General features: G+C 72.8%; 16 protein-coding genes. 5 read left to right on the top strand and 11 right to left on the bottom strand.

Features of this window, described 5'->3' with window-relative positions:
• Positions 1 to 9: 9 nt before the first annotated feature.
• The 8 genes from JW592_RS20190 to fmt form a co-directional block, all read right to left on the bottom strand.
• Positions 10 to 714, bottom strand: coding sequence for a class I SAM-dependent methyltransferase (locus tag JW592_RS20190; protein WP_209266576.1), 705 nt, complete (start codon positions 712 to 714; stop codon positions 10 to 12).
• A gap of 128 nt (positions 715 to 842) precedes the next feature.
• Positions 843 to 2,306, bottom strand: coding sequence for a GuaB1 family IMP dehydrogenase-related protein (locus JW592_RS20185; protein ID WP_209266669.1), 1,464 nt, complete (start codon positions 2,304 to 2,306; stop codon positions 843 to 845).
• 133 nt (positions 2,307 to 2,439) lie between these two features.
• Positions 2,440 to 3,714 (bottom strand): cation:proton antiporter, encoded by a 1,275-nt coding sequence (locus JW592_RS20180; RefSeq protein ID WP_307805479.1) that lies wholly within the window; start codon positions 3,712 to 3,714, stop codon positions 2,440 to 2,442.
• Positions 3,715 to 3,753: 39 nt separating this feature from the next.
• Positions 3,754 to 4,230, bottom strand: coding sequence for a cation:proton antiporter regulatory subunit (locus JW592_RS20175; protein ID WP_209266575.1), 477 nt, complete (start codon positions 4,228 to 4,230; stop codon positions 3,754 to 3,756).
• A 40-nt stretch (positions 4,231 to 4,270) separates the two neighbouring features.
• Entirely contained in the window at positions 4,271 to 5,269 is a 999-nt protein-coding gene (locus JW592_RS20170; protein ID WP_209266574.1) for a sugar-binding transcriptional regulator, read from the bottom strand.
• 133 nt (positions 5,270 to 5,402) lie between these two features.
• Entirely contained in the window at positions 5,403 to 6,095 is a 693-nt protein-coding gene (gene rpe, locus JW592_RS20165; protein WP_209266573.1) for a ribulose-phosphate 3-epimerase, read from the bottom strand.
• A gap of 34 nt (positions 6,096 to 6,129) precedes the next feature.
• Positions 6,130 to 7,611, bottom strand: coding sequence for an RsmB/NOP family class I SAM-dependent RNA methyltransferase (locus JW592_RS20160; protein ID WP_209266572.1), 1,482 nt, complete (start codon positions 7,609 to 7,611; stop codon positions 6,130 to 6,132).
• A gap of 179 nt (positions 7,612 to 7,790) precedes the next feature.
• A complete protein-coding gene (gene fmt, locus JW592_RS20155; protein ID WP_209266571.1) occupies positions 7,791 to 8,738 on the bottom strand; it encodes a methionyl-tRNA formyltransferase in 948 nt (315 codons plus the stop codon).
• Positions 8,739 to 9,158: 420 nt separating this feature from the next.
• Here fmt and JW592_RS20150 point away from each other — a divergent pair, with 420 nt between their 5' ends.
• A complete protein-coding gene (locus JW592_RS20150) occupies positions 9,159 to 9,827 on the top strand; it encodes a hypothetical protein (protein WP_209266570.1) in 669 nt (222 codons plus the stop codon).
• Positions 9,828 to 9,954: 127 nt separating this feature from the next.
• On the opposite strand, the gene JW592_RS20145 is transcribed toward JW592_RS20150, so the two are convergent.
• Genes JW592_RS20145 through JW592_RS20135 form a run of 3 tightly spaced genes read right to left on the bottom strand, consistent with a single transcriptional unit; the run spans position 9,955 to position 12,952 of the window.
• Positions 9,955 to 12,120 carry a primosomal protein N' gene (locus tag JW592_RS20145; protein ID WP_209266569.1) on the bottom strand — a complete coding sequence of 722 codons (2,166 nt, stop codon included), beginning with the start codon at positions 12,118 to 12,120 and terminating at the stop codon, positions 9,955 to 9,957.
• Positions 12,117 to 12,314, bottom strand: a complete 198-nt coding sequence (locus JW592_RS20140) for a hypothetical protein (protein ID WP_209266568.1) — start codon at positions 12,312 to 12,314, stop codon at positions 12,117 to 12,119. Before JW592_RS20140 ends, JW592_RS20145 begins: the two co-directional genes overlap by 4 nt.
• Positions 12,311 to 12,952 (bottom strand): TetR/AcrR family transcriptional regulator, encoded by a 642-nt coding sequence (locus JW592_RS20135; protein ID WP_209266567.1) that lies wholly within the window; start codon positions 12,950 to 12,952, stop codon positions 12,311 to 12,313. The genes JW592_RS20140 and JW592_RS20135 overlap by 4 nt, the downstream gene beginning before the upstream one ends.
• Before the next feature lie 288 nt (positions 12,953 to 13,240).
• On the opposite strand from JW592_RS20135, the gene JW592_RS20130 reads away from it, so the two are divergent.
• The 4 genes from JW592_RS20130 (at position 13,241) to JW592_RS20115 (ending at position 18,559) form a co-directional block, all read left to right on the top strand.
• The gene (locus tag JW592_RS20130; RefSeq protein WP_209266566.1) at positions 13,241 to 14,551 is read left to right on the top strand and encodes an NsdA family TPR-like regulatory protein; all 1,311 of its coding nucleotides are present in this window, start codon (positions 13,241 to 13,243) and stop codon (positions 14,549 to 14,551) included.
• Positions 14,552 to 14,620: 69 nt separating this feature from the next.
• Complete coding sequence (locus JW592_RS20125; protein ID WP_209266565.1) at positions 14,621 to 15,361, top strand: toll/interleukin-1 receptor domain-containing protein; 741 nt, start codon at positions 14,621 to 14,623, stop codon at positions 15,359 to 15,361.
• Positions 15,358 to 17,307, top strand: a complete 1,950-nt coding sequence (locus tag JW592_RS20120) for a hypothetical protein (protein ID WP_209266564.1) — start codon at positions 15,358 to 15,360, stop codon at positions 17,305 to 17,307. Before JW592_RS20125 ends, JW592_RS20120 begins: the two co-directional genes overlap by 4 nt.
• A gap of 37 nt (positions 17,308 to 17,344) precedes the next feature.
• The gene (locus JW592_RS20115) at positions 17,345 to 18,559 is read left to right on the top strand and encodes a hypothetical protein (protein WP_209266563.1); all 1,215 of its coding nucleotides are present in this window, start codon (positions 17,345 to 17,347) and stop codon (positions 18,557 to 18,559) included.
• Positions 18,560 to 18,714 lie beyond the last annotated feature (155 nt).

Raw genomic sequence — 18,714 nt, 5'->3', positions numbered from 1 at the left:
GGCGCCGCCCTAGCCGCGTGCCGGCACCGCACGCACCCAGTCGTGCCGGTCCGTCAGCCAGCGGTCCACCTTCAGGCCCGAGGCGGCCAGCACCTCGGTGAAGACGGGTTCGGGCAGCACTCGCGAGAAGTACGTCTGTGTCCAGGTGTGTTGCTCGACCACGTACTCCACGCGGGTACGCACGACGCCGTCCCCCACGGGCTCCACCTCCGTGGTGGTGATGGACATGTCGTCGCCCCGCCAGCCGTGTCCCGGGCGTACGTCCTCGTTGCGGGTGTCGTGCTGGCGCTGGATGACCACGCAGCCGTCGTCGGCGACGTGCCGGGCGCAGGCGGACAGCAGTCCGGTGCGCTGGTCGTCGTCGGCGCTGTTGACGAGGAAGGAGGCGAGGGTCACCACGTCGAAGCGCTCACCCAGGTCGAGGTCCTTGATGGCGGAGCGCACGGTCCTGGCGTCCTCGATCAGGTCGAGCATGCCGGGCGACTCGTCCACGGCCGTGACCCGGAAGCCCTCCCGGACCAGAGCCCTGGTCATCCGGCCGGCGCCCGCGCCGAGTTCGAGCAGGGTGCGGCCACGGGGCCCCGCGACGGCAGAGGCGACGATCGCCGCCTCGCCCATGTCGGGCAGCCGGGAGTAGACCTCGACGGCACAGCCGTCCGGAGTGATCTCACCAGGACCCGTACCGGCGTTCGCATGACGCGTATATGTGCTCATGGGCGCTATCCGATCATGCAACGGGCGCCCGAGGAAGGGCAGTTGCGCAACCGGCGCCGCACCCCGTGCGGGGCGCGGCGCCGGCGTGGTGGAGCGGCGGTGGGGTCACCGGCTGGTGTGCGGGGAGGTCACCAACTGGCGTGCAGCGGCTTGCCCTCCGCGTAGCCGGCGGCGCTCTGCACGCCGACGACGGAGTTCTCGGCGAACTCGTCCAGCGTGGCGGCTCCCGCGTAGGTGCAGGCCGAGCGGACTCCGGCGATGATCGAGTCGATCAGGTCCTCGACGCCGGGACGGGCCGGGTCCAGGAACATCCGGGAGGTGGAGATCCCCTCCTCGAACAGCCCCTTGCGGGCCCGGTCGTAGGCCGAATCCTCGGCCGTACGGTTGCGTACGGCACGCGCCGAGGCCATGCCGAAGGACTCCTTGTAGAACCGCCCGTCGGCGGACTGCTGAAGGTCGCCGGGCGACTCGTAGGTGCCCGCGAACCAGGAGCCGATCATCACATTGGAGGCACCGGCGGCCAGGGCCATGGCGACATCGCGCGGGTGCCGCACGCCGCCGTCGGCCCACACGTGCTTGCCGTGCTTGCGTGCCTCGGCCGCGCACTCCAGCACGGCGGAGAACTGCGGCCTGCCGACGCCGGTCATCATGCGGGTGGTGCACATGGCGCCGGGGCCGACGCCGACCTTGACGATGTCGGCTCCCGCCTCGACGAGGTCGCGTACGCCCTCGGCGGCCACCACGTTGCCCGCCACGATCGGCACGGCCGGGTCGAGGCCGCGGACGGCCCTCAGCACCTCGAGCATGCCCTCCTGGTGCCCGTGCGCGGTGTCCACCACGAGGGTGTCGACGCCCGCGTCGAGCAGCGCCTTGGCCCGGGCCACGGCCTCGCCGTTGATGCCGACCGCGGCGGCGATGCGCAGGGCTCCGTCGGCGTCCACGGCGGGGGTGTAGAGCGTGGCCCGCAGCGCGCCCTTGCGGGTGAGGATGCCCGCGAGCCTGCCGTCGGAGTCCACGGCGGGCGCGAACTTGAAGTGCGCAGCGTCGAGCTTGTTGAAGGCGTCGCGCGGGTCGATGTCCGCGTCGAGCACCATCAGGTCGCTCGCCATGACCTCGGAGAGCTGGGTGAAGCGGTCGACGCCGGTCAGGTCCGACTCGGTGACGACGCCGACGGGCCGGCCGTCGCGGACCACGACACCGGCGCCGTGTGCCCGCTTGGGCAGCAGCGAGAGCGCGTCGGCCACGGTCTGCGTGGGGGCGAGGGTGATGGGGGTGTCGAGGACGTGGTGCCGTCGCTTGACCCAGCCGATGACCTCGGTGACGACGTCGATCGGGATGTCCTGGGGGATCACCACGAGTCCGCCCCGGCGGGCCACGGTCTCGGCCATCCGGCGCCCGGCGATGGCGGTCATGTTGGCGACCACCAGCGGGATGGTGGTACCGGTGCCGTCGGGCGAGGACAGGTCCACGCCCTGCCGGGAGCCGACCGCTGAGCGGTTCGGCACCATGAAGACATCGTCGTACGTCAGGTCGTACGGGGGCCGCTGATCATTGAGAAAACGCACGTACTTAAGTCTCCCACGTCCGCACATCCATGCGACCACGGACGATCCGCCGGAGTGCCGGGAGGGCTCTGGTGGGAACGCACAGGGCGGTTACGCACTCCGGGGTGGCCGGTGGCGAAGGGTGACCGCCTGCTGGGGCAGAGGCACGACGGGTGGCCGACTATGGCGAGTGGCCGGCGCCCGCCGCCTGGTCGTCCGGGGTGCGCTCCCCTGGCCGGGCCGCGGTGTCCTCGTGCCGGGCACCGTCCGTGGGCCCGGCCTCCCGGCGCGTACGACGGGTGTCGGCCAGGCCCTTGAGATTCCGTACGACGGGCTCCGCCCAGCGCGCTGTCAGCGGCCCGAAGATCACCAGGATCATCACATACGCGGTCGCCAGCGGAGTGATCCGTGGATCGGTGCCCGCGGCGAGCCCCGCGATGACGATGGAGAACTCGCCACGTGCCACCAGCGCCCCGCCCGCACGCAGTCTTCCCTTGCTCCCCACCCCGGCGCGGCCCGCCGCGTACCAGCCGGTGATCACCTTGGTGACGACGGTGACGACCGCCAGCGCCAGCGCGGGCAGCAGCACCGGCGGGATCTCGGCCGGCTCGGTGTTGAGCCCGAAGAAGACGAAGAACACGGCGGCGAACAGGTCGCGCAGCGGGGTCAGCAGGCTGCGCGCGTTCTCCGCCGTCTCCCCCGACAGCGCGATACCCACCAGAAAGGCCCCGACAGCCGCGGAGACCTGGAGCTTGGCTGCGATACCGGCGATCAGCAGGGTCAGCCCGAAGACGACGAGCAGCAGCATCTCGGGGGTGTCGGAGCTGACGGCGCGGCTGATGTGGCGGCCGAACCGCAGCGCCACGAACAGCACGAGGCCCGCACTGCCTACCGCGACGACCATCGTCAGGCTGGTGCCCGCCACACCGAGCCCGGCCACCAGCGCCGTCAGCAGCGGCAGGTAGAGGGCCATGGACAGGTCCTCGATCACCAGCACACCCAGGATGACGGGGGTCTCCCTGTTGCCCAGCCTGCCCAGGTCGGTGAGCACCTTGGCGATCACACCGGACGAGGAGATCCAGGTGACACCGGCCAGCGCGACGGCCGCCACCGGCCCCCAGCCCAGCAGCACGGCGGCCACCGCGCCCGGCACCGCGTTCAGCGCGAAGTCCACGAGCCCGGACGGGTACTGGGTCTTCAAGCTGGTCACCAGCTCCGAAGCGCTGTACTCCAAGCCGAGCAGCAGCAGGAGCAGGATCACCCCGATCTCCGCGCCGACTTGGATGAACTCTTCGCTGGCGGTCAGCGGGAAGAAGCCGCCGTGTCCGAAGGCAAGGCCGCCCAGCAGGTACAGCGGGATGGGGGAGAGCCCGATCCGGCCCGCGAAGCGGCCCACCAGCCCCAGGCCCAGAATGACGGCGCCGAGCTCGATCAGCAGAACGGTGGTGTCGTGCACAAAGGCCCTTTCAGTTGTCCAGCGGCTGCCTGGGCCGGGTCAGGTACCGGCGATGATCCGGGTGAGCTCCTCCACACCCTCCCGGGTGCCGACCGCGACCAGGGTGTCGCCCGCCTCCAGGCGGAAGTCGGGGCCCGGCGAGGGAACGGCACCGGTACGGCGCAGCACGGCGACGATCGAGGCACCGGTGCGGGTCCTGGCCCGGGTCGCGCCGAGGGGTTCTCCGCTGAACGGCGACTGACCGGACATCGGGATCCGGACGGTGACCAGGTCGATCTCCATCTCGCACGTCCCCAGCCTGGGATTCTCGCCCGGCGCGAGGATCTCGGCGAGTGAGGCGGCCTCCTCCTTGTCGAGTGGCACCGTCGCCTCACAGGCATCCGGGTCGTCCTCCCGGTAGAAGCCGAGGAACCGGCGACCGTCCTGGTGCGCCACCACCGACATGTGCCGGCCGGAGCGGGTGGTGATGTCGTACTGCTTGCCGAGCCCTGGCAGCTTGGTGCTCTTGGTCGTCATGGCGTGCTGCCCTTCTGAGAACCTTCCGGGACGCGAACCGCTACGAAGCGGCGGTGCTGTCCGGGTCCGTACGCTCCAACGCCGGACGGGGGCCCGGCTGTTCCTCGTTCAGCAGCCAGTCGGCGGCCGCCGTGTCCGTGACCAGGCTGGTGACCAGGCCGGAGCGGAGCACGGCACCGATGGCCGCCGCCTTGCGGTGCCCCCCGGCGATGGCGACGACCTCCGGAATCCGGCGCAGCCGCTCGGCCTCCACGGTGATGCAGCGCTCCCCCAGGTCGCGGCCGATCCGCCGGCCCTGCGCGTCGAACAGGTGGGCCGACATCTCGGCGGCCACCCCGAGTGACGAGTAGTGGTCGCGCTCCTTGTCGCTGAGCATGTCGTGCACCGTGGAGATGCCCGGCTCCCAGGAGCCGATGGAGACGGCGGCGACGGTCACCTTGTCGAAGTACTCGAAGGCGCGTGCGATGCCGGTCTGGCTGCGCAGCGCGGCCGCCGTGGCGCTGTCCGGGAGCAGCATCGGCGCGTAGATGGGGTGCGCCTCGCCCCCGGCCACCTCGGCCGCCCGCCGTACGGCCTCGACCGAGCCGCGGTCGGCCGTTCCGGCGTCGTACACCCCCGTCAGTTGTACGACCGTGCAGGGCGGCAACTGGCGTAGCGCGGTTGCCATGTGGATGGTGGAGCGGCCCCAGGCCAGCCCCAGCACGTCGCCGTCGGTCACCAGCTCGCCGAGCAGATCCGCGGCGACCTCGCCGAGGTTCTCCGGGTCCGCCGCGTCGTCCACTGCCTCGGTGGGCGACTCGACGACGACCGCGTGCCGCAGCCCGAAGCGGGCGCGCAGCGCGTCCGAACGCTCGGCGTCCAGCTCGGCGGGTACCCGGATCTCGATGCGCACCAGGTCACGTTCGAGCGCTGTCTCCAGAACCCGGGCCACCTTGAAGCGGCTCACCCCGAACTCGTCAGCGATCTGGATCTTGGATTTGCCCTCCAGGTAGAAGCGGCGCGCCATCGCCGCAGCCTGCATGAGTTCGGCGGGTCCCATTCGCGTGGCTCGCCCCGACGACACCGCTCTCACCTCACTGTCTTGCCGTGTCCGCGCTCTCGGCACAGTCGCGCCGCGCGTTCATCCTTGCAGATCCCCTGACGTGTGTGACCGCGGTCACCCAGCGTTCACCTCAGCCCTCCCGGCCCGACCCCGCCGCTTCCTCGGCCTGCCGCCGCAGCGCGCGGACGGCTGCCGCCGGATCGTCCGCGCCGTAGACGGCCGAACCCGCGACGAACACATCGGCGCCCGCCTCGGCGCAGCGCTCGATGGTGGAGGCCGAGACGCCGCCGTCGACCTGCAGCCACATCTCGAGGCCGTGCTTGTCGATGAGCTGCCGCGTCCTGCGGATCTTCGGCAGCATGATGTCCAGGAACGCCTGCCCGCCGAAGCCCGGCTCCACCGTCATCACCAGCAGCATGTCCAGCTCGGGCAGCAGGTCCTCGTACGGCTCGATCGGGGTGGCGGGCTTCAGCGCCATCGAGGCGCGCGCTCCCTTGGCACGGATCTCACGGGCCAGCCGCACCGGCGCGGCCGCGGCCTCCGCGTGGAAGGTGACCGAACCGGCCCCGGCCTCCACATAGGCGGGCGCCCAGCGGTCCGGCTCCTCGATCATCAGATGGCAGTCCAGCGGGATGTCCGTCGCCTTGCGCAGCGACTCCACCACGGGCACGCCCAGGGTCAGATTGGGCACGAAGTGGTTGTCCATCACATCGACGTGCAGCCAGTCGGCGCCGGCCGCCCCGTCGGCGCCTTCGACGCGCCGCGCCTCCTCGGCGAGGCGTGCGAAGTCGGCGGACAGGATGCTGGGGTTGATCTGAGCCATGACTACCAGTATTCCGTGTGGGTGTTCGAGGTGATCACGCGGTACGGCGCAGCAGCGCCAGATACATCGCGTCGGTGCCGTGCAGATGCGGCCACAGCTGGATGTCGGGGCCCTCCCCCAGATCCGGCACGCCCGGCAGCAGCGGGCGCGCGTCCACCCGCTCCGCGGCCGGCGTCCCCGGCTCCGCGGTCTCCCGCTCCTTCGTCAGCCCGCGCAGTACGTCGTCCACCACTGCACGGGTCTCGGCCAGATGCGGCGAGCAGGTCACATACGCCACCACGCCGCCGACCCGTGCCGCCTGAAGCGCCTGCCGCAGCAGTCCCCGCTGCAACGGCGCGAACCCCGCCAGGTCCTCAGGGGTGCGCCGCCAGCGCGCCTCGGGCCTGCGCCGCAGCGCTCCCAGCCCGGTGCAGGGCACATCGACCAGGACCCGGTCGAAACTGCCGGGCGCCCAGGCGGGCCGGGTACCGTCCGCGGCGACGACCGCCCACGGTCCCGGGTTCCCCTCCAGAGCGCGTGCAACGAGCCGGGCCCGGTGCGGCTGCTTCTCGGACGCCAGCAGCGCCGCGCCCCGCTCGGCCGCCAGCGCGCCCAGCAGGGCCGCCTTGCCGCCCGGCCCCGCACAGGAGTCCAGCCAGCGCTCGTCGGCACCCTCCAGCGGCGCCTCCGCCAGGGCGAGCGCCACAAGCTGGCTGCCCTCGTCCTGCACCCCGGCCCTGCCCTCGCGTACCGCGTCCAGCGCCCCGGGCTCGCCGCCCTCGGCCAGCCGTACCGCGTACGGTGACCAGCGGCCCGGCGCCGTCCTTCCGGTGCGGTCCGCTTCCGCGCTCAGCTCCTCGACGGTGGCCCGGCCGGGGCGGGCGACCAAGGTGACCTCGGGCCGCTCGTTGTCGGCCTCCAGCAGCGCTGTGATGTCCTTGCGCCCGCCTCCGAGCGCGTCCCACAGCGCGGAGACCACCCAGCGGGGGTGTGCGTGACGCAGCGCGAGGTGCTCCTCGGGGTCCTCGTCGTAGGGCGGTGCGATCCGGTCCAGCCAGCCGTCCAGATCGTCGGCCGTGACCCGCCGCAGCACCGCGTTGACGAACTTGGCCCGGCCGTCCCCCAGCACCACGCGGGCCAGCTCGACCGTGGCGCTGACCGCGGCGTGCTGCGGGATGCGGGTGCCCAGAAGCTGGTGGGCACCGAGCGAGAGCACGTCGAGCACGGGCGGGTCCACCTCGCGCAGCGGCCGGTCGACGCACTCGGCGAGGATCGCGTCGTAGGTGCCCTGCCTGCGCAGGGTGCCGTACACCAGCTCGGTCGCCAGCGCGGCGTCCCGCGCGTCGAGGCCGCCGTCGGCAGGGTCCTTCTCGCGGGCCTTCCGCAGCAGCGGCGGCAGTACCAGGTTGGCGTAGGCGTCCCGCTCGTCCACCGCGCGCAGCGCCTCGAAAGCGAGGATGCGGACGGGGTCCTTGCGCGGACGCCGGTACCGGTTGCCGCCCCGGCGGTTGCCGCCCCGGCGGGGTTGAGTGCTCACAGGTGAAGGTGCTCCGCAAGATGGGGGTTTCGAGACCTCCACCCTACGACCCCGCTGCCCGGAGCCGGTCACGGGTCATGCGGGCCGGGGCGGCGGACGGTCAACCGGGTCTCGTATCTCGTCCGGGGCGCCCACACGGCTCGTACGCGGAACCGAGGGCTCCGGCAGCAACCGGGGGCTCAGACAGCTGGGGCGTCGAAGCGGGCGCCCTCCTCGATACGGGTGCCGCGGGCCCAGTCGGCGGCCCGCATCGGCTTCTTGCCCTGCGGCTGCACCCACTCCAGCTCCACCGGGTGGGAGCCCGTACCGACGTGCACCGCGTTCTTGCCGACCCGCAGCTGCCCGGGCGGCAGCTCTTCGGGGCCCGCGTCCGCCGCGGGCATGAGCGAGCGGACCTTCAGTCGCTCCCCGCGGAACTCGGTCCACGCGCCGGGAGCCGGCGAGCACGCCCGCACCACCCGGTCCACGCGCAGGGCCGGCGCCGTCCAGTCGATCCTGGCGTCCTCCACCGTGATCTTCGGGGCGAGCGAGACGCCCTCCTCCGGCTGCGGCACCGCCTGCAGCGTGCCGTCGTCGATGCCGTCCATGGTGGCTGCCAGCAGCCCGGCGCCCGCGAAGGCGAGCCGGGTGAGCAGATCGCCGCTGGTGTCCCTGGGCCGCACCTGTTCGGTCACCACCCCGTAGACAGGTCCCGAGTCCAGCCCCTCCTCGATCAGGAAGGTCGTCGCCCCGCTCATCTCGTCCCCTGCCAGCAGCGCGTGCTGCACCGGCGCCGCGCCGCGCCAGGCGGGCAGCAGCGAGAAGTGCAGGTTCACCCAGCCCTTGGCCGGTACGTCCAGCGCGACGCGGGGCAGCAGCGCACCGTAGGCGACGACGGGGCAGCAGTCGGGCCCGATCTCGCGCAGCCGCGTCAGGAAGTCCTCGTCCCTGGGGCGGGTGGGCTTGAGGATCTCGATGCCTTCCTCCTCTGCCCGCTGGGCCACCGGGCTGGGCACCAGGCGCCTGCCGCGCCCCGCACGGGCGTCGGGCCGGGTGACCACGGCGGCGACCTCGTGCCGTTCGGAGGCGATCAGGGTGTCGAGCGCGGGGACGGCGACCTCGGGGGTACCTGCGAAGACGAGCCTCATCAGTGGCGAACTACCTCTCACCCGTGGGAAGTGCGGGAAACACGGAAACACCGGCGCCCGGGACCGGGAGCCCCGACGGCCGGAGCCGGAGGCCCGGAGCCGAAAGCCCGAGCCCGAGTCCGAAGCCGGAGTCCGAGCCCGGAATCCCGGAAAGCGCGGAAAGGCAGCCAGTTTACGGTCAGCGCGACCTCGCTGTCCGAGGGGGCGTGCGGGCCCCCGCGCGCCCTGTCGGTGCTCCTTCCGCGCCCCCGCAGCGTGACCAGAGAGCCCATCGCGGCGTTGGTCAAGTCAGATTGACCGAACCGAGTGCCGCCCCGCCCATCGCGCACCGCGGCCTCGCCCCCCTTTTCCCACAGCCAGTCACCCCATCCAGCACCACAGCTGAACACCCCCATGTCAGCCGGTCCGAGAGGCTTCTTCATGGCCGACCACGCAACCCACGACGCCCAGGCGCGGGCAAGCCTGCACCTTCTGGTGCGGGACATCGAGCGGGTCCGCCGGCAGGTGGACGCGCTGCGCACCCTCACCGCGCAGTTGGGCAACGTCTATCGCCCACGGCGCACCGGCCCTTCCGCGGGCTTCGTCGTCTACGGCCGCGCTCCGGCGCCGACCGTCAGGCTCGCCCAGGAACTACGCGACAGCGTCGAGACGCTGGTCACCGCGGCGGTGGACTTCGACCGCTCGCTCGGCTTCTCCTGGGACGCCGTGGGGTCGGCCCTGGGCGTCACCAAGCAGGCCGTGCACCGCAGGTACGGTTCTGCACGGCGCGGCAGCGCCCGGAACGCGCCCGAGAGCGCGGAGACCTCCCCTTCGGCTCCATCAGCCCCGGCGGCCGCTCCGGCCCCGTCGACCGCCTCGGGGGTGCCCAGGCAGCCCGAGGGCGGACCCCGGCAGCCCGAGTCCGTTCCCGCCGCTGCCGCCCGCGCCCTCCCCACGGCTCCCGGCTCGGCGACGGCGCCCCGGACGCCCGCGGTGCCCGCCGCCCGCGCGATCCCCCCACAGCAGCCGGGCCCGGCGCAGCCGTACGACTCGCGCCGCGAAGCGCGGGAGCAGCGCCCCGGCGCGCTGCCGTCCCCCCGCAACGGCTAGCCCTCCCGACGCGGGGCGCGTGGGGCGCTGGGCCCTGGGCGCAAGGCGCTGGCCCAGCATGGTGCCCGTAGCGCCGGCACGGTGCAGACACGCCGGCCACGGCGCAGCGCCCCGCGCGGTCGGGTGCTCAGCCGATATCGAGCGGGTCGATCCGTACATGGGCGATGGGCCCCTCCCGCCGGGTCAAGCGGCCCACCTGAGCCGTCTTCAGCGCCGCTGCCAGCGCCGCGCCGCTGCCGCGTGGCACCCGCACCAGCGCCCGCTCCCACAGCTCGCCGGGCGGCGGGTCGCCCGGGTTGCGGGGGCGGCCCGGCTCCGGCACGGGAAGCGGCACAGGGCCCAACACCTGTGCTTCCTCAGGCAGTCCGGCGTCCCCGGCCGCGGCCAGCAGTCCGGCGACCGCCTCCGGGGAGCCGGTGACCGCGGCCATCCGGGACACCGGCGGAAAGCCGAGCTCCGCGCGGTCGGCCAGCTCCCGCAGCGCGTGCCCCGCCGGGTCCCAGCGAACCAGGGCCTGCACCGGCCGCATCGACTCCTCCGCGACCACCACCACGCTGCCACCCTCGCCCTGCGGCCGCACCAGCGAGGCGGCGCCCAGCCAGCGGCGCAGGGCCTCCTCACCGGACCGCAGATCGGGGCGGCTCAGCAGCGCCCAGCCGTCGAGCAGCAGCGCGGCCGCGTACCCCGCCTCCCCCTCGGGCACCGGCTCGGCACCCGGCGTGGCGACGACCAGCGCGGGACGGTCCGGCACCGACTCCAGCACGTGCGCACCGCCCGACGTCCGGATGGGCACCGAGGGAAATGCCCGCCCCAGCTCCTCGGCCGTCCTGCGGGCACCGATGACGCTGCCCCGCAGCCGCGTCCCCGAGCACATCGGGCAGCGCCACTGCGGTACCTCCCTGGCGCACCAGCCGCAGCGCAGCGCGGTGCCCTCGCCCGCCGCCTCCAGCGGACCCGAGCAGTGCGTGCAGCGCGCCGGCTCCCGGCACCGCTCGCACACCAGCCGTGGCACATAGCCGCGGCGGGGCACCTGCACCAGCACCGGTCCGCGCACCAGCGCCTCCCGCGCGGTGCGCCAGGCCAGGCTCGGCAGCCGGGCGCTGCGCGCCGCCGGGTCCCGCCCCTCGTCCCCCTCGGCCGCCGTACGGACCCGGGGCATCACCGCCCGCACGGTGTCCCGGTCGGCGGCCAACGGCCGGGCGAAACCGGACTCCACGAGCTGCGCCGCCTCCACGGTGCAGCTGTGGGCGCCCAGCAGGAACGCGGCCTGCTCGGTGACCGCACGCTGGAGCAGTACTTCGCGGGCGTGCGGCTGCGGCGCCCGCTCCTCGCTGTGGCTGCTGTCCCCGTCCTCCCAGATCGCGGCGAGGCCCAGACGGCGCACGGGTGCGAACATCGCGGCTCGGGTCCCCACGACGGCCCGCACGGCGCCCCGGCTGACGGCCAGCCAGCGCCGGTAGCGCGGCTCCGGCCCGGCGTCCGCCGTCAGCAGCACATGCTGCCCCTCGCCGACGAGTGCGGTGAGCGCGGCGTCCACCCGCGCCGCCGACTTCCCGTCGGGCAGCACCGCCAGGGCGCCCCGGCCCGTCGCGAGGGTGGTGGCCATCGCGCGGGCCAGTTCGTCGGCCCAGCCGCCGGGGCCGGGCAGCGCCGTCCACACCGCGCGGGGCGCGGCCTTCTCGGCGAGCGCCCGCAGAAAGGCCGGGCCGTCCGGGTAGCGCTCCCACCCACCGGGTTCGGGCACCGGCGGCTTGGCCGGGCGGCGCTGCGAGGGCTGCTTCTCCGCCTTCGCCCGGCGCGGCGGCACGGCGAGCTGCACCACGTCGGCCAGCGAGCCCGCGTACCGGTCGGCCACCGCACGGCACAGCTGCAGCAGTTGCGGCGTAAGCACCGGTTCGGGCGACAGCACCTGGGCGATGGGCGCGAGCCGCCCGGTGAAGTCGGTGTCGGCCCGCCGCTCCACGATGAACCCGTTGATGAGCCCGCCTCCCTCGCGGCGCCCCTCGCGCTCCCCCGCCCCGAAGCGCACTCGGACCCGCACCCCGGGCTGGGCCTCCTCGTCCATCGCCGCGGGGACGGCGTAGTCGAAGTACCGGTCGAGATGGACCAGCCCTTTGTCCACCAGCACCCGCGCCACCGGCAGCCGCTCGGCCATCTCGGCGCCCCGCCAAGTACGCGGCTTGGCCCTGGGCTGCCGCTCCTTGCGCTCCCGCACGGTCTCCCGGATCAGCGCGAGCTGCTCCGGCGCATGCCGCTGCGAGCCCCCTTCACCGTTCCCATCGCCCCTGCTCACAGCCTCAGTCTCGCAAACACCACCGACACCCGCCGCCGGTCACCGCTCGTCCCCTTTCTGCCCGTCTCCCCCCTCGGGGCGGTGACATCCGCCGTCATGGCGCCGCCGTGCGAGCCGTCCGTACTGAGCGGGTCGCGCCCGCCGTACTGGACCAGCAGCGTCTGCGCGGCGACAGTGCCCGGCCGGGTGTTCATCCCTCGGCTCCCGGTTCGGCGGACTGCCCGGCCAGGGCCCCGTGCAGAAAGAGGTCGACGAGCTCGGCATCGTCCAACGGCTCCGGCGAAGGCGAACGTCCGGCGCTCATCAGCATCAACTGGAAGATCTCGGCGAGGCGCTCGGGCGCCAGTCGCAGCACCTCCCGGTCGGGCTCCAGCAACGCCGCCAACGCGGCACGCGGCGCTGCCAGCCCGGCCTCACGCTGCCGCTGCCTCTCCTCCATGTCCTTGGCCCCCGGACCGGGCGGCCGTGTCGCCTTGCCGAGGGAAGCCAGGGCCCCGGCCACGTCCCCTATCCGGTTCATATGGCCCCGCAACACCTCTGCCGCCTCGGTGAGCCGCGCGCCCAGCGGCTGGTCCAGCGAGATGCCCTCCAGGTGCGCCACGGTGTCGTCGGGTCGCAGCGCCTCATCCATACAGGCGGCGAGCAGCGCTTCCTTGTCCGTGAACACCCGGAAGATCGTCCCCTCCCCGATACCGGCGGCCCGCGCGATCTTCGCCGTCGTCACCAGCGGTCCGTACTCCACCACGAGCGGCAGCGCAGCCGAAACGATCATCGCCCGCCGCTGATCCGGATCCATCGCAGGCGCCCTGCGCCTGCCAGTCGTCTCACCCATGCCCCGAGTATACGGAGTGAGCACTCACTCCGTCAATGAGGGAGCACTCACTCCGCACCTGCGCCCTCTCGACGCGCGGGGCTCTTCCTATTTGCCTGCGCGTGGGGGCGTTGCCCGCAACGGCTCACCAGGGAGGAGAAGAGGCGAAGCCGTGAGCCGGGCGGCTGCCGGGAGGAACGAGAGGAAACGGGAAACGCCCCCCGCGCCTTGTTGGTCCGGGCGGGCGCACCCAAGCTGAAGTCCTGGCAAGGGGCCGCCTTACCGGAAGGAGACACACGGAGGTCACCAGTGCTTCGACAGGAGCAAGCCCCCCTCTTCGGTCCCGAGCTGCGCAGACTCCGCCTCGCCAGAGGGCTGACCCTCGGCCACCTGAGCGCGGCCGTCCACTACAGCAAGAGCCAGCTGAGCAAGGTCGAGCGCGGCCTCAAAGCCCCGTCGTCCGAGCTGGCTCGCCTGTGCGACGTCGCACTCCGGGCTGAGGGCACCCTGATGGCGCTGGTCCCGACTCCTCGCCCCGCACCCCCCGTATCCCCCGCGGCCCCCGCATCCGAGTCCGCTACCGACGAAGACGAGACCTGGCTGATGCATCTGGACCCGAGTGGCAGTGCCTCCTTCCAGTCCGTGCCCCGCAGAACGGTGATGGCCGCAGGCGCGGCCTCCGTCATCCCGCTGGGTCGGCCTGCACCACAGACGGACAGCGCCGCGCTTCTCCGGACGGCCCGTTCGCTGTTCACCCACTACCGCAGCCTGGGGCAGAGCGCGGGCTCCCAGCTCGTACTGCCGCCGCTCATCGCTCAGACGCACACCCTCCGTACCCTGGCCGGGCAAGCTGGACCTGGCACGCGGGAGGCCCTGTTGTCGCTGGCCTCCCGCTACGCCGAGTACATCGGCTGGCTCGTGCAGGAAACCGGGGACGACCGGGGAGCGGTGTGGTGGACCGACCGCGCAGTCGAACTCGCGGAGGCCGGTGCTGACCACGGGCTGGCCGCCTACGCGCTGGTGCGTCGTGCGCTGATCACCCTGTACCGAGGCGATGCGGCGCAGACCGTGGAACTGGCCCGCCGTGCCCAGCAGCTGGCCGACAGCGACCGGGTACGCGGCCTCGCCGCACAGCGCGAGGCGCAGGGCCATGCCCTGGCCGGCGACCACCGCTCCTGTATGCGCGGGCTCGCCGCCGCGAGGAAGCTGCTGGTCTCCGCCGAACGCCCTCCGAACAGCGACCCGCAGGCTCTCTCCCCCGTCTCTCCCGTCATCGGTCCCAGCACACTCACGGACCCGGTCTCCATGATCACTGGCTGGTGTCTGCACGACCTGGGCCGTCCGGGAGAGGCCGCCGAGGTGCTCGACCGCGAGACGGCGAAGCTTCCCCCCGGCGCCCTCAGGTCGCAGGCACGGTACGGGATACGGCGTGCGCTCGCCCACGCCACAGCAGGCGAGATCGATCACGCGTGCGCGCTGCTCCAGAGCCTCACCGGGGCTGCGGACGCTGTCGCCTCCGCGACGATCGCGACGGACCTGCGTCGCCTCGCCCATGTGCTGCGCCGCCGTCCCACCCGGGCCGTCCGGGACCTCTCTCCCTGGCTGGCCACCCACGTCTGACCGGCGTTCCGACCGCTCCAGGCCCCGTCATCGTCACTCCGCACACCCGGACCCCGACAAGGAGCCCTCATGCCGCATGTCTTCGTGAACTACCGCACCGGCGACGGCGAGCAGGCCGCCACCACCGTCGCACGCGACCTGACGCACCGGTTCGGCCCCGGGCTGGTCTTCCGTGCCAGCGAATCCATCCGTCCAGGACAGCTCTACCCGGAAGAGCTGCTGGCCGGGGTGCGCCGCAGTGACGCACTCCTGGCCCTCATCGGGCCCAACTGGCTGGAGGCACCCGACGTCTCCGACCCGGACAGCAGGGCACTGGACAACCCGGAGGACTGGGTGCGGAAGGAAATCCTCGAAGCGCTCTCCAACGGCCTTCCGGTGATCCCCGTACTGCTCGGCCGCCGTACGGAACGTCTCACCGCTGCCGCACTGCCCCGACCGCTCGCCCGCCTGGCGTATGTGCAGTCCCTGCGCTACGACCATCAGCAGGCCGGCACCGACCTCGACCGTATCGCCGAGGTGCTGAGCGAGCTGGTCCCCGGGCTGGAGGATTCCGGCACACCGGAAGAGCCCGCCGGGGCGACGCACGACACCGTCACCAACTCGCTCAGCGGCGGCGGTGACGGCCACACCCAGGCCCGGGACATCAGCGGTGGCCTCAACTCCACCGTCATCCGCGAGTCCCACGGACCCGTCAACTCCGGCTCGGGCCCGCAGAACGTGCACCAGCCGCACCTCGACGGCGACGGATCCACCTACATCAGTGGTGACAACGAGGGAGGCGTCAACCACCGGTTCGGGGGGCGACGGTGACGGCGGACACCTCTATCGACAGCTCCCACGGTCCCGTCAACTCCGGCTCGGGCCACCAGTACATCCTCTACCCGGAGATCAGGGAGTCGGCAGCGAACGACAGCAGTGGCAGAAATCCCCGCCAGGCAGGCGTGGAAGAACTCCGCGCACTGCGGCGGCGGTTCGTGCATCCGCCGGGCTGCGACCTGGCCCGGCGGTTACTGGAGGACAATCGTGCCGTTCTCCTGCGTGCTCACCCCGGCCACGGTGCTGTCACGGCCGCCAAGGTCCTCCTGTGTGAACTCCCCCAGGGGGCACAGCGGTTCCGAGAACTCGTCGACCAGGCCGTCGAAGAGGACGCCGGCCGAGCCGTCGATGCCGGCCAGGTGGAGGAGGGCGCGGCTCTTCTGCTCGACCTGTCGGAGGTACCGGAGAGGCGCTACGCCGCCTTCATGGCCGAACTTCCCGGTCTCCTCAAGATTGTGCGGGCTCGGGGCGCATGGCTCGCCGTCGTGCTGCCCCAGGAGTGGCGAGCGGGTTTCGACCACCTGTTGCAGCGGCTTGTGTCGTCCCTGGGGCGTCCTGACGCACTGCATGTGCTGCGAGCGCACCTGCGGGGACGCGGTATCTGTCCCTCACCTTCGGAACTGGCCGGGAAGGAGCTGGAACTCCTGCTGGCGAATGCCACCATGACCGGGGTGGCCGAGCTGGCCGAAGAAATCGCCTCGGGCCAGGCCGCCACGGGCGAGGCCGCCACGGGCGAGGCCGGCTTCGAAGCCCGGCTCAGCGCGGCCCTCGAAGCGCGTCGGCCCGGTATGGACGACGTCGAGAAGCACCTGGCGGCGCTGCAGAGCGGGACGCAACGCGCCCTGCTGCTGACAACGGCACTGCTGCACGGAGCGCGGACCGACACCATCCATGAGGCAGCGATTCGGTTGGTGCGGACGGCAGAGCATCCGGAAGTGGACACACCGCCCCTCCAGCACCGCACGCTCTCTGCCCGGCTCAGCGACATCAAGGCCACCGCTGACGCGGCCTCCCGCGTCCGGTTCGACGCCCCCGCATACGACGACCGGGTGCGCACCTACTTCTGGGACAACTACCCACAGCTTCGGGCTTCCCTCGGGCGCTGGGTCTCGCAGGCACCGGGCTTTCCCGCCCTGGCTGCGTCCGACCGGCTCGAACTGGTCACTCGCTTCGCCCGGGAGTGCCTGCGCACCGGGCCGCCGGAGGGCCTCACCGACCTGGCCGAGCGCTGGACCCGGCCGTCCGCCTCGAAGGAGGAGCTGTCCATGGCCGCTCGCGCTCTCGGGGAGGGGGTGGGCCACCCCCGGTACGGCAGTGTCTTCCGGCACCGGCTGTACGTCTGGGCGCAGGATGCGGCGCTGCCCGCGCCGCGTGCCAACGTCCTGATCGGGGTGTGCTCGGAAGTACTCTCCCGGCGCTTCCCCGATCAGGCGATGGTGCGGCTGCGTCATCTGAGCCGACACCACCAGCCGGGCGTACGGGAAACGGCGCGTGAGGCCCTGTCGCGCATCACTGACTCGGACCACCGTCTCTACCGCAGCCTGCTGTCCCGGCTACGGCCGGGCGCCGACCAGCGGGGCCGCCGCGACCTTGCTGTCTTCCTCCGGGTCGCCGATCCGTCGCGGCTCGTGGACGACAGCGACGTGCGCGGTCTGCTCGCCGACCACTGGACGACCGCGCTCGCCACCGTGCCGAGCACCGACTGGGAAGAGCCGCTGCGCAGGTGGCTCGACCGCGCCCACGCCCGGCCCGGGACCGGCCGGACGGCACTCAGCACCCTGGCGGAAGCGTGCGCACGGCACCGCGCGGCCTTCGGAGCCGTCTACGCCGTTGCCTGCGCCTGGGCGGGTGCTGACCCCGAGCGGATCCGCACAGTGGACGCGCTGTGGGCCACGTCCCGATCGGCGCCGGGACCCGTTCCCGCCCCGGCGTCCCATTGACCACCGGAGCAGATCCCGTGATGTGTCAGGAGATTCCATGAGTTCTGGCCACAAGACGGTGACTGGCTTCTGCACCGTCCTCCTGGGCCTTGTGCTGGTCCTGGTCGGCCTGGTACTGCGCTGGCCGGTGTGGGCATGGGCCGTTGCCGCGGTTGCCTTCGGGACCGTCGCCCTCGCGCTGCCACGGCTGACGACCCCGGCTGTGGACCCCCTCTCCCCGGAGTTCACCGCAGAGCCGGACCGGCCCACCGATCCGCCCGAGCGCCGTGAGCACACGGTGACCGACGTGGTGCTTCCCTCGGCAGCCGAGGACTACGACTTTCGCTTCTCGGCCACCGTGCGCTGGTGGCCGCAGGAACTGCCGAAGAACAGCCTGCCCTTCTCCCCCGTGGGCGTGGCCGTCAGTGCGGTGCTGGAGAGAGCGCGCGCGGTGACCGAGACCTGGCAGCCGCAACGTGCCTCACTGGCGCAGCACCGGCTGGTCGGCGAACTGGCGGTCATGCTGCCGGACTCCGACGGCCGCCTGCTCGCCATGGCGGAGAACGTGACGCTCGGCCTCGCGGAAGCCGACGCCGTACGTCTGCGCAAGCTCGCAACGGTCCGCAAGGACGAGGTCCTGTGGTCCCACGAACGCCGTTACGAACGCGACCGGCGCGAGTACCTGGGCAAGGACGTGCTCCGGGACACCGGCAGCGCCGTGGTGTGGTGGCTGGCCAAGAACGACGACCAGATCCACAAGGCCGTCGACGACCTCGGGGTGCTCGCTCAGCTCTCAGCCGCCGCCAACGACAAGGATGTCCCGGACCGCTATGCGCAACTGGTGCCGTACCGGACGCCCGCACCGGAGGTGGACGGCTCCCTCAACGGAGATCCCAGCTCCAACGGGCACCACGGCATGCCCTCCGTGAGTGGGCCCTTCTCGGTGAACGGCGCAGCGGCCCCGGCTCCCGTGGACGCGTTCGAGCGGCTGCTGGCCGCCATGGACGTGCCCGCCGGGCACGCCGACTCCGGGGTCCTGGCCCGGGCGCTGTATGAGGGGGCCGCCCAGGTCGGCCGGGAGCAGGCGTCGGCGGCCATCCGGCAGCGGTTCGATCCGGCTGCCCCCCGGGAGCCCGAGCCGGAGCCGGGGCTTGAGCCCCGGGCGGGGCTTGAGTCCGAGGCAGGGCTTGAGCCCGAGGCAGGGCTTGAGCCGGGGTCTGAGCCCTCGGGCGCGCACGGCGGCGGTGGTGGGGCGGACGTGCCCGAGGTCTGAGTCGGCTGGGGAGTGGGCGTACGCCCGGCCACTGCCTTCGGCCGCTCGGCCACGCCGCGTCGCACGGGGCGACGGCGGCGACGGGATTCGAACCCGTGAGGAGTAGGGACTCCGGTGGGAAGTATCCCCCGCCTGCGCACCGGGCACGTCCGAGA

Origin of the sequence: Streptomyces spirodelae (genome assembly GCF_017676385.1) — a bacterium.
Lineage (GTDB): Bacteria > Actinomycetota > Actinomycetes > Streptomycetales > Streptomycetaceae > Streptomyces > Streptomyces spirodelae.
Note: the sequence above shows the minus strand (reverse complement) of the source record. Positions and strands in the feature narration are given on the sequence as shown.